Source organism: Spirillospora sp. NPDC047418 (genome assembly GCF_040643275.1).
Classification (GTDB): domain Bacteria; phylum Actinomycetota; class Actinomycetes; order Streptosporangiales; family Streptosporangiaceae; genus Spirillospora.
The window spans coordinates 1-10,720 of sequence record NZ_JBEYTW010000161.1 but is presented as its reverse complement, the minus strand read 5'-3'; the positions used below and the strand labels follow the sequence as shown (position 1 = coordinate 10,720).

The 10,720-nt window shown below is 71.6% G+C and carries 10 protein-coding genes; 2 read left to right on the top strand and 8 right to left on the bottom strand.

The genetic code is table 11. From position 1 onward, the window contains the following. From ABZ806_RS43895 to ABZ806_RS43875, 5 genes are all read right to left on the bottom strand, one after another. A partial coding sequence (locus tag ABZ806_RS43895; protein WP_500225687.1) for a DUF222 domain-containing protein occupies positions 1-687 on the bottom strand: 687 nt, incomplete at its 3' end. A gap of 653 nt (positions 688-1,340) precedes the next feature. Continuing rightward, positions 1,341-1,784, bottom strand: coding sequence for a DUF8820 family protein (locus ABZ806_RS43890; protein ID WP_500225684.1), 444 nt, complete (start codon positions 1,782-1,784; stop codon positions 1,341-1,343). An 11-nt stretch (positions 1,785-1,795) separates the two neighbouring features. After that, complete coding sequence (locus ABZ806_RS43885; RefSeq protein ID WP_500225681.1) at positions 1,796-2,872, bottom strand: DUF6745 domain-containing protein; 1,077 nt, start codon at positions 2,870-2,872, stop codon at positions 1,796-1,798. Positions 2,873-3,345: 473 nt separating this feature from the next. Next, complete coding sequence (locus ABZ806_RS43880; protein WP_500225680.1) at positions 3,346-4,551, bottom strand: serine hydrolase domain-containing protein; 1,206 nt, start codon at positions 4,549-4,551, stop codon at positions 3,346-3,348. A 12-nt stretch (positions 4,552-4,563) separates the two neighbouring features. Then, positions 4,564-6,156, bottom strand: coding sequence for a GMC family oxidoreductase (locus ABZ806_RS43875; RefSeq protein ID WP_500225676.1), 1,593 nt, complete (start codon positions 6,154-6,156; stop codon positions 4,564-4,566). 72 nt (positions 6,157-6,228) lie between these two features. Here ABZ806_RS43875 and ABZ806_RS43870 point away from each other — a divergent pair, with 72 nt between their 5' ends. Both ABZ806_RS43870 and ABZ806_RS43865 read left to right on the top strand, forming a co-directional pair. After that, entirely contained in the window at positions 6,229-6,900 is a 672-nt protein-coding gene (locus ABZ806_RS43870; protein WP_500225672.1) for a cob(I)yrinic acid a,c-diamide adenosyltransferase, read from the top strand. Between the two features lie 135 nt (positions 6,901-7,035). Continuing rightward, positions 7,036-7,971 (top strand): DUF4097 family beta strand repeat-containing protein, encoded by a 936-nt coding sequence (locus ABZ806_RS43865; protein WP_500225670.1) that lies wholly within the window; start codon positions 7,036-7,038, stop codon positions 7,969-7,971. Here the strand turns inward: ABZ806_RS43865 and ABZ806_RS43860 are convergent. From ABZ806_RS43860 to ABZ806_RS43850, 3 genes are all read right to left on the bottom strand, one after another. After that, positions 7,968-9,491: a M20/M25/M40 family metallo-hydrolase gene (locus ABZ806_RS43860; protein ID WP_500225668.1), complete on the bottom strand. Its 1,524-nt coding sequence runs from the start codon at positions 9,489-9,491 to the stop codon at positions 7,968-7,970. The genes ABZ806_RS43865 and ABZ806_RS43860 overlap by 4 nt on opposite strands. 226 nt (positions 9,492-9,717) lie before the next feature. Next, positions 9,718-10,182, bottom strand: a complete 465-nt coding sequence (locus ABZ806_RS43855) for a DUF2550 domain-containing protein (protein WP_500225665.1) — start codon at positions 10,180-10,182, stop codon at positions 9,718-9,720. A 36-nt stretch (positions 10,183-10,218) separates the two neighbouring features. Then, entirely contained in the window at positions 10,219-10,602 is a 384-nt protein-coding gene (locus ABZ806_RS43850; RefSeq protein WP_500225662.1) for a F0F1 ATP synthase subunit epsilon, read from the bottom strand. Positions 10,603-10,720 lie beyond the last annotated feature (118 nt).

Genomic DNA, 10,720 nt, shown 5'->3' with positions numbered 1-10,720 from the left:
GTGGGCGTCTTCGGCGGCCAGGTCGCACAGGGCCAGGTCGGAGGTGCCGGACGGGGTGTCCCACAGTTCCAGCCGCCGCTGCCGGACGGCGTCCCTGCGGCGTTCTTCGACGGCGTCGGGTGCCAGGCGCCGCGCGATCCGGTTGATGCGGCGGCGCAGTTGCCCGGTGGTCTGCTCGGGGGCCTTGTCCAGTGCCGCGCTCTCGAGGCGCCGGGCCGCGTCCTGGGGCAGGTGCTCGGTGACATCGCAGATGACACGGGCCTTGGCCAGGTCCAGACGCCCGGCCTCCAAAGCGTCCCCCGTCCGGGCGAGGGGGCCGGTGAGTTGCTCGGCGAGGTGGACCAGGGTGGCGGCGCTGTTGCCGGTGACGGTGAGCGCGGCGGCGACCTCTTCGGTGACCGACTCGCGGGCCGACAAGATCCGGTAGTCCGGATCACCGGACTCCTCCTCAACGCTGCGGCGCCGGGCGAGTTCGGCGATCGCAGCCAGCTCCCGCGCCTGAGCCCAAGAGGTCTGACGCCGCGCAGCGGCCGCGACCTGCAGAAGCTCATCATCGCCCAGATCGACCAGGCGGTTCTTCCCACCGGACAGACAGATCGCCAATTGCGGGCCAGGCGGAAACCACTCCCGATCTTCCCATTCACGCTGACCACTGACAATTTCAACAACCCCGACGGGCGCTGCCACGAAGGCTCACCTCCCAACCCACAATTCCTGCACCAATCATACGCGACACCCACGCCAACAATGCTGGACAATCCGGATACGCCACATTTCTGTCACCGATTATTTTCCGGCCTGCACCACAAAAAGGACGCCCCGCACGGCCACCGACCATCCAACGGGCAAGCGCACACTGCACGACAAGTCGCCGGTTAACCTGAGCGCGCGCTTCGCGCGCGCCATCACCGACAACCCCCGCCACCCCTCCTCCTCGCCGACCGCTTTTCCGCGCGAAGCGCGACGCAGGCAGCACCCCGCACCGACCCGCAGATGAACACCCCACCCAAACCGACCACCGCAACCAACGTGCCAGCAACCGGCAACACGCAGAAACGGACGCAGCCACCTTCGGAAGGCCACCTCAACCGCCCACCCACAGCAACCACACAAAAACCGAGAAAACAAAGACCTCAGCCCCGCGCACGAGCTAAGCGAACACGACAGCAAGAAAGCGGCTAAAGCAGAAGATGCGCACCCACCTCAGCCGTCCATCCAGAACAGAACGGCAAGAGGATAAGGCCAGGCGGCTTCATGAGAGCGCCGGAGGCGTATTCAATAGAGTGCCCCCGCCCGAACCGGGCGGGGGCGCTTCTTGGTGGTGGTAGTGGCCAGTTGGGTTAGTCGGCGACTAGGCGGGAGCCCCAGCCGCCGGTCGTGTATTCGCGTTGGCGGCGGACGGCGTAGTGGCCCGGGGTGCAGCCGGAGGCGCCGTGCTCGGGGTGCAGCAGATAGACGGGGGCGGACGCCTCGAAGACGCCGATGGCGAGGCCGCTGGAGTCGTACACGTGCTTCGTCCAGCGGCAGGTGCCGGGGTCGGCGACGAGGGTGTGCGGGTTGCCGCCCGCCTCGCCTCGCAGGAGTTCGATGCCGTCGGGCGGGACGTCCGTCCAGCGGGCCTCCGGCCAGAAGGACAGGGACGCCGAGATCTCGGACACGGGGATGACGATCAGGTCGCCCTGGGCTTGGAGCCCGTCGACGATCGGGATGCTCACCGACTGCTCGAGGTGGTCGAGGACGGGGAGTCCGGTCTGCAGGGAAAGGGACGCGAGGGTCACAGTCATGGGGATCACCTTCAGGTTCGGCGGACGAGGCGGGAGTACTGGTCGGCGGACAGCCCGTAGGTCCAGCCGGCGGCGGCGACCGGGTCCTCGATGGCGCCCGGCACGGTCAGCCCGTACCGGCGGCGGTGGCCGTCGCGTTCGGTGGAGCCGTTGACGGCGAGCAGCACCCTGGTCTGGACGCGCAGGTCGTAAAGCTGCAGTTCCGAGCCGGGGTTGCCGGGGTCCGGGGCGGTGGCTACGGGCCGCAGGCCCGCCTGGTCGATGTAGTCGCCCCAGCCGATCTTCTCGATGGCGCACCGGCGGACCTCGACGTTGGTCTCTCGCGCGATCCGTTCGACGCTCGGAGCGTCGATCACCCAGGGCGGCACCCTCATGCCGTGCCAGGCGTGCACGTCGGAGCCGTCGGCGTACCGGAGCGCGGGGCCGTCCGGGCGGTGCAGCCGCACCTGCCCCTCGTCGCCCCAGACCTCGGTGTGGATCTCGACGGGCCGTTCGGACACGACGCACACGTGCTCGCGCGGCCACCACCAGCCGCAACTCCGGCCCGCCATGGCCCACAGGTCGAGCACACGCTTCTGCTCGGACGTGAACACCACACCGGACGTCCGGCGAACGGCGTCGTAGTGGGCCACCCAAGAGACGCACAGGGCGTCATACCAGGGGGCGGCCCTCCGGATCTCGTTGACCGACCGCAGAGCCCGGCGGAGAGTGCTCTGGGACGATGCCGCCATCGGCGCGCGCACCAGCTGCCGCAACATCTGGTCCAGCCGCCGGTAGCCCCGCATGACCTCGGCGTCCAGCTGCACGGACAGTCGGCTGATCAACTTGCGGAAACGCGTCGGCAGTGGCCACTCGGAGAGGTTTTCCGCGGTCTCGTTCGGCCGTAGACGGGTGCCCGGTGGGACCGTCTCCAGGGCCGCGAGCGGCGAGGACACCCAGTGGAAACGCGGTGGATCGAGGCCGATCAGCCGGTACAGCTCGGAGACGGCGGTCTCGGCGGCCGGGCGGTCGGCGGGCGCGGTGGTGAGCAGATGCCCGAGCCATTCCGCGCGGATGTCGGCAGCTTCCCGCTGCGCGAAGTCGCTCACCGGATGAGGGCGGCGACGCCCCTTTCATAGATCATGACGCCGGATCCTGGCAGACCGAAGCCCCACCTGTCCAGCCCTCAGCCCCTCGCTCCACCCGAAACCCCGACACCCCGACACCCCGACCACCTAAGCCGTCCCCGGCTCGACACCCCCGACTAAGGCGGTCTAAGGCGGCGTAGATAGGGCGTCGTCCCCATGTGGCGGGTGGGGGCTTAGGACGAACCTTGTACATGTCGGGCCACGAGGGCCCGGCGGGAACAAGGAGAACGGCATGATCCGCCCGGAGTTCGACAAGGTGATCATCAACGACCGCGTACGCGTGCTGCGCGCCGAGGCGAAGGACGCCCGCCGCGCCCGCATCGCGAAGGCGCTCAAGCGGTGACGCCCCCGGCCTGTCCGCGAACGTCCACGCTCGCGGCCCGTCCGCGAAGGTCCACGCCCCCGCCCGCACAGGGCCGGGGGCGTTCTTCGTCTCAGCCGGCGGGCGTCCAGCCACGCCCGCGCCGCCGCCGCCGACCGACCCGGCGGCGAGTGCGGCGCATCTCCCGGTCGACACGGCGCCTCCGGATGGCCTGCCCCATGCCGGTCTCAAGGCCGAGGGCCAGGCGGAGCCCGTCGGCAACCTCATAGGCCCGGCTATCCAGGCCGTAGATCTGCAGATTGGGCAGGTAGGCGAACGCCAGGCCGCGTTCCGGGTCGGCGAACGCCAGCCCACCGGCGGCCGAGCAGCCGAAGGCGCTCGCGGATCCCATCGAGGCGGCGGCGACGAAGTAGCCGAGTCCCTTCGCCATGGCCCAGCCGAACACGCGGTCCTCTTTCATCGTGACGATGGCGGAGAGGCGGGCGGTCCGTGCGGGGGAGATGAGCCGGACACCGTCCACATCCCCGATCAGGGCGGCGTACATGCGTGCGAGGGCGTGGGCGGTCATCATGCCGCGATAAGGGGCGTCCATGGTCAGGCGATCGGCCCGGTTCATCATGGCGGCGTCCTCGTCCTGGAACGCATGCGGGATGACCCGGTGGAACAGCGAACCCGCCGGGAACTCCAGGAGCGGGTCCCTTTCCTCTTCTTCTTCCAGCCGGGCGACCCGTGGCAGGTGCCTCGCGGGGACGCCGATGAACAGGTCTTCGGGGACGCCGAGGGGTTCGGCGACCTCATTCCGCAGGATCTCGGGGAGGGGGCGTCCGGTGACCCGGCGGGCGACCTCACCCAGGATGTACCCGAAGGTCAGCGAGTGCTGGCCGGTCGCGGCGCCTGCCCGCCACAGCGGACGCAGATCGGCGATCCGCGCGCATGTCCCGTCCCAGTCTGCGAGGTCGTCGAAGACGAGGCCGTCCGGTGCCTGCGGGACCCCGGAGGAGTGGGTGAGGACGTGCGCCACAGTGATGTCGGTCTTGCCGTGGGCGCCGAACTCTGGCCAGTAGGCGGCGACCGGGACGCCGTACTCGATCAGGCCCCGCTCGGCCAACACATGGACGACGGTCGAGACCAGGTTGACGCCGGCCGCAGGGAAGAGCGTCCGGTCGTCCACCGGGCGGCCGGTGGACGTGTCCGCGCGACCGGCGTGCACGTCGACGACGGGTTCGCCGTGTAAGTAGGCCGAGATCTGCAGCCCGACCTCGGCGCCCGACGCGACCAGCCCGTCGGCCATCTCCTGGACGCGGGATTGGACGTCCACCGCCCGGTCCTCCTAGTCCCGGGCGTTCGCCGGCTTCAGCGGGCTGCGGCCCCGGATCAGGTCGGCGGCCCGTTCGGCGATGGCGATCGTCGGGGCGTTGGTGTTGCCGCGCGGGACGGACGGCATGACCGAGGCGTCCACGACCCGCAGGTCCTCGACGCCCCGGACGCGCAGGGACGTGTCGCAGACGGCGTCGCCATCGCCCATCGCGCACGTGCTCGTCGGGTGGAACAGCGTCGCGACCTGCCGCCGGACGAAGCCGGCGATCGCCTCGTCCGACTCGACCTGCTCGCCCGGTGCCCACTCGCCGCCGACCAGGGACGCGAGGGGCCCGGTCGCGGCGATCTCGCGGGCCTGCCGGACGCCGGCGACGAGGATGTCCAGGTCGGCCTTGGCGGCGAGGTAGGCGGGGTCGATCAGCGGCTTGGCGCAGGGGTTGGCGGAGCGGAGGGTCAGCGCGCCGCGGCTCTCGATCGCGATGGCGGTGACCATGACGGACAGCAGCCGCTCGGACGACTCGGTGAGGCCCTGGTTCACGAACGGCGTCGGGAGGACGTGGTACTGCAGGTCGGGGGCGGGCAGGCCCTCGACCGTCCGGACGAATCCACCCGCCTCGGCGACGTTCGACGCATAGGGCCCGCGCGCCAGGGCCTGGTACAGGGCGAAGGCACGCGCGTTCGCCTGCTCCCACAGCACCTTCGTGCGCGGGGTCGCGAACATGACGTTCACGAACGGGTGGTCCTGGAGCCCCTGGCCCACCGGGGAGTCGACGATGACGTCGATGCCGAGGGAGCGCAGGTGGTCGGCCGGGCCGATCCCCGACAGCATCAGGAGCTGCGGGCTGTTCACCGACCCGCCGGACAGGATCACCTCGGCGTCGGCGCGCGCCGAATGGGTCTCGCCGCGGGCCTCGTAGCGGACCCCGGTGGCACGGCCGTCCTCGATCACGACGCGGGAGACCAGGGCGTCGGTGACGACGGTGAGGTTCGGCCGGTTCTCGATCGGATGCAGGTAGCCGGCGGCGGTCGACCAGCGCCTGCCGCGCTTGTGGGTGACCTGGTAGAAGCCGACGCCGTCCTGATCGGCGGCGTTGAAGTCGGGGTTCGCGGCGAGGCCGTACGCCTTCGCGGACTGCACCCACGCGCGGGTCAGCGGGTGCCTGTAGCGCGGATCCTCGACGCGGAGCGGGCCGCCGACGCCGTGGTAGGGCAGGTCGCCGCGCTGCTGGTCCTCGGCGCGGCGGAAGTAGGGCAGCAGGTCCTCATAGCCCCAGCCGGCGCAGCCGTGGGAGTCGCGCCAGGTGTCGTAGTCGTGCCGGGCGCCCCGGATGTAGATCATCGCGTTGGTGGACGAGCTGCCGCCGAGCGTCCGCCCCCGCGGCCAGTACACGCTGCGGCCGGCGGCGTGCTCCTGCGGGGTGGTCGCGTAGTCCCAGTCGTACGGGCCCTTGATCAGCGAGGCCACCGCGGCCGGGATGTGGATCTCCGGTGCGTCGTCGGGCGGCCCCGCCTCCAGCAGCAGCACCTTGACGGACGGGTCCTCGGTGAGTCGGGCCGCGAGAACACAGCCGGCACTCCCCGCACCCACGATGATGTAGTCGTACACGGCGGCCTCCGGGGTCTTTCCGGGAACCCTACCGAACGGCCTTCTACGTGCGGCAGGGCTAGGCTGCGTCCCATGGCGAAGAACAGGGACAACCCCGTCGTGCTCTCGCGGATCTACACCCGGACCGGGGACGACGGCACCACCGCGCTGGGCGACGCGTCGCGGACCCGCAAGACCGATCCGCGCCTCGCCGCCTACGCCGACGTCGAGGAGGCCAACGCCGCGATCGGGACGGCCCTCGCGCTCGGTTCGCTCCCCGAGGACGTCGTCGCGCTGCTGATCCGCGTCCAGAACGACCTGTTCGACGTGGGCGCCGACCTGTGCGCGCCGGTGGTACCCGACCCGCAGTACCCGCCGCTGCGCGTCGAGCCGTCCTACATCGAGCGGCTGGAGGAGGCGTGCGACGAGCACAACGCCGCCCTGCCGACGCTGCGCAGCTTCATCCTCCCCGGCGGGACGCCCGGCGCCGCGCTGCTGCACGTCGCCCGGACGGTGACACGGCGCGCCGAACGCACCACCTGGGCGGCGATCGAGGCGCACGGCAGCGCCAGCGGCGAGACCCCCGAGGACGGCGAGACCCCCGAGACCCCCGAGACCTCCGCGACCGGCGAGACCGTCGTGGGCGGCGTCAACCCGCTCACCGCCAAGTACCTCAACCGGCTGTCGGACCTGCTGTTCATCCTGTGCCGCGTCGCGAACGCCGAGCACGGCGACGTGCTGTGGAAGCCCGGCGGCGAGCGCTGAGGGTGGGGCTAACCCCACCCCCGGTTCACCGGCTCCCCACCTGGTGACGACGTTCCCTCCAGGCCAGGCTGGTCATGTACGAGGGCATGGCACGAAGGCATTGCACGAGGGCACGGCGACAACGGGAGTGAGCACGTGAGGACCCTGACGGGCACGGTCGTTCTGGCAGCGGCGGCGGTGGCGCTGACCGGCTGCGGCAACGTGAGCCTCGGCGGCACCCGCCACGAGGACCGCTCCTACACCGCGCCGGCCGGCGTCACCGCGCTGAAGATCAAGACGACGGGGAGCAAGGTCGAGGTGACCGCGTCCGACTCCCCCGGCATCAAGGTCGAGGAGCGGCTGCGCTGGTCCAACGACAAGAACAAGCCGAAGGCGAAGCACACCGTCGAGGGCGACACGCTCTCGCTCAACGCGAAGTGCGGGACGCAGGCGATCGGGTTCGCCGCCTCGTGCGGGGTCTCCTACCGGGTCAGGGTGCCGCGCTCCATGGCCGTGCAGATCGCCAACCAGGACGGGGCGATCGTCGCGTCCGGGCTCGCCGGGGCGGTGACGCTGCACAGCGACAACGGCTCGATCACCGCGACGGACCTGCGGGCGTCCACCGCGTCCCTCACCTCCGTCGACGGATCGCTGCGCGTCTCGGGCCGCGTCACCACCGCCGACCTGCGCAGCGACAACGGTTCCGTGGACGCGACCGGGCTCACCGCCGACAAGGTGACGGCCCGCTCCAGCGACGGCCGCATCCGCCTCGGCGGGAAGATCACCACGGTGGACGCGCACAGCGACAACGGCGGCATCGAGGCGGACGGGCTGGCGGCCGACCGGATCACCGCCCGGACCAGGGACGGCGGCATCAGCCTGCGCCTCACCGCTCCGCCCGCGAACATCGTCGCGAACACCGACAACGGCTCCGTCCTCGTCCGCCTCCCGACCGAACCGGCCTACGCGATCAGCGCGTCCACCGACAACGGCCGCAAGCGGATCGACGCGGCGATCCACGAGGACTCCCGCTCCGAGCGGCGGATCAAGCTCACCACCCGCGACGGCGGCATCTCCGTCTCGCCGAACTAGCGGACCGTGTAGGGGCCCTGCCGGGCCGACCCGGCGGACGGGACGCGCGGCAGGGCCAGCCGGGCGCCGCCGTTGACCGCGACGGTCGTCCCGGCGAGGTGCTGCAGGACGTGCGCGACTCCGTCGGTGTTCGTGTCGAGCAGCTTCAGGTTCACGTTCTTCAGCCGGTCGCACTTGTCGTGGTAGCAGGGGTCGTACGCCTTGCCGGCCCGGCCGCCGAACGTCTTGGCCTCGGCGGCGGTCTTCACGCCCTCGGCGCCGGTGGCGATGCCGCCGGACGGGATGCCCCGCTCGACGAACGGGCCGTAGTCGGAGCGCCCGTCGAACTCGCTCTCGCTCGTCGGCAGGTGGCGGCCCTTGAAGTAGTCGCGGAACATCTTCTCGATCGCCCCCGACCCGGCGGGCGCCCGGGTGCCGCCGCCGGTGGAGTGGTCGCCGTCGTAGACGCCGCGGGTGCCGTTCGGCGAGCCGAGCATGTCGAGGTTGATGTTCAGCGCGATCTTCTCCCGCTCGCCCGCCGGCAGCGACTTCACGTAGTGCGCGGAGCCGCGCAGGCCCTCCTCCTCGGCGCCCCACCAGGCGAACCGGACCCGGTTGTGCAGGCCCTTGCCGAGGTCCTTGATCTTCCCGGCGATCGCGAGGAGGGCGGCGGCGCCGGTGCCGTTGTCGTTGATCCCCGGCCCGGCCGGGACGCTGTCGAGGTGCGCGCCGACCAGCACCACGTTGCCGGCGTCCCCCCGCTCGGTGTCGGCGACGACGTTCGCGGACGACGTCTTCCCGTGCACCGTGTCGGTCTTCACGCGCAGCTTCAGCCCGCCCTTCTTCGCGGCCTTCACCAGCGCGGCGCCCAGTTCGTGGGTGACCCCGACGACCGGGAGGGTGGACGGCTTCGACACCGTCCCGTTGATCGGCCCCTTCTCCCCGGCCTTGTTGAACACGACCACGGCGGACGCGCCCGCCGCCTTCGCCCGCGCCGCCTTCGCCGCGAACGTGCAGGTGCCGCGCTGGACGAGGGCGATCGAGCCCTTCTTGAAGCGCTTGAAGTCGTCCTTCTCGCAGCCGCTCGTGCCCTCGCCCTTCGCCGGGACGTCCACCGCGACCACGGGCGCGTTCACGTCGCCGGACCCGGAGTAGGCGAACGTGAGGAAGTCCTTCTCCCGCGTGTAGGGCTTCTTGGACGGCGCCGTCCGCGCGAACACCGGCTCGGTCTTCTCCCGCCAGTACGGGTAGGTGAACTTGCGGACCTTCGGGGTGAGGCCGGCCTTCCGGAGCCGCCCGACGACATACCGCACCGACACGTCGTAGCCGGGGGTGCCCGCGGCGCGGTTGCCGCCGTTGTAGTCGGCGATCTCCTGGAACGCCGCCAGGTGCGCCTTGACGTCCTTCAGCGTCACCAGCTTCGCCAGGTCGGGACGGGCCGGCGCGGCCCCCGCGGCGGGCAGGGCCGCGGGCAGGAACAGCGCGGGCAGGGCCACGGCCGTGCCGGTGAGGAGACTGCGGCCGGTGATCAGCTTGCGCACGTGCACTCCAGCGGACGGGAACCGAGCGGGACCAGCAGCGATCCTGGACCCGCGCCCCGCCCGCCTCAAGCAGCGGCGGCGCCGCAACGCCAACTCGATACCGACGCCTTACCAGCTCATGCCCGTCGACCGGCTCAAGCCCGCCGCCGGCTCAAGCCCACCGTCGGCACCTGCCCGTTGCCGACTCGTCCCGGCACCGGCTCAAGCCCGACATCCCGCCGTCGGCTCATTCCTGCTGAGGCAGGTCTACTGGTAGGCCGGGCGGTGCCGCCTCCAGCCACGCCAGGAAGCCGGTCAGTGCCGCCGCGCCCATCGCCAGCTCCACGGTCAGTGTGCCGTCGCGGACCTCGATGACGCCGACGTCCGGCAGCAGCCCGTCCGCCTCCTGCGGGCCGGGGCGGCGCCGGTTGGACACGACGAGGCCCCGGCGGTGGATCACCTGCCGGGGCCTTCTGCGGAAACCGAACACGCGATGCCAGTGCAGCTCATCGCCCTTGTACCGGCCGATGCCGAGCCGCCACACCCCCGGTTCTCCGCCCTCCGGGGCCAGCTCGCGCAGGCTGCACTCCACGGTGCCGCCGCCGCGCGTGAACAGCCAGCGGCGCACCACCATGCAGACGAACACCAGGGCCGCGACGAGGACGAGCGCGGCCAGGGCACCGCCCACGTCCAGTGCCAGGTGCTCGCCCAAATCCCCCGCCGTCCGTCGAACTCCAGACCTCAGATGCTAGGCCTCGATGCCCGCCGCGCGCAGCCGGGCGCGGGCGCGCCGCTCCGGCGTCGCGTCCTCGCCGGCCAGTTCCAGGGCCTCGTCCAGCGCCCGCCTGGCGGCGTCGACGTCGATCTCGCCGCCCAGCTCGGCCTGCTCGGCCAGCACCGACACCTCGTCGGCCGCGACGGAGAAGAACCCGCTGCCGACCGCCACGACGATCGGCTCGCCGTCCACCGGCTCGATCTTCACCACGCTGCCGTCCAGCAGGACGCCCAGCACCGGGGCGTGGCCCGGCAGGATGCCGAGCGACCCCTCGATGGTCTGCGCGACCACCATCTTGGCCTCACCGGACCAGATCTCGCGCTCAGGCGAGACCAGCCCGACCCGTAGGGTTGCCACGTCTGTCTCCTCCGAATACTGGAGCGGTACCGGCGGGGGGGGCGCCCCGGGCCGGGGCCGGGGGGGGGGCCCCCCCGGGGCGGCGGGGAAACAACCACCGCGGCCCGGGGGACAGGAG

Excerpts from the sequence above, each read along its gene's own strand:
- ABZ806_RS43890 (WP_500225684.1), bottom strand. The coding sequence starts at position 1,784 with ATGACTGTGACCCTCGCGTCCCTTTCCCTGCAGACCGGACTCCCCGTC.
- ABZ806_RS43870 (WP_500225672.1), top strand. The coding sequence starts at position 6,229 with ATGGCGAAGAACAGGGACAACCCCGTCGTGCTCTCGCGGATCTACACC.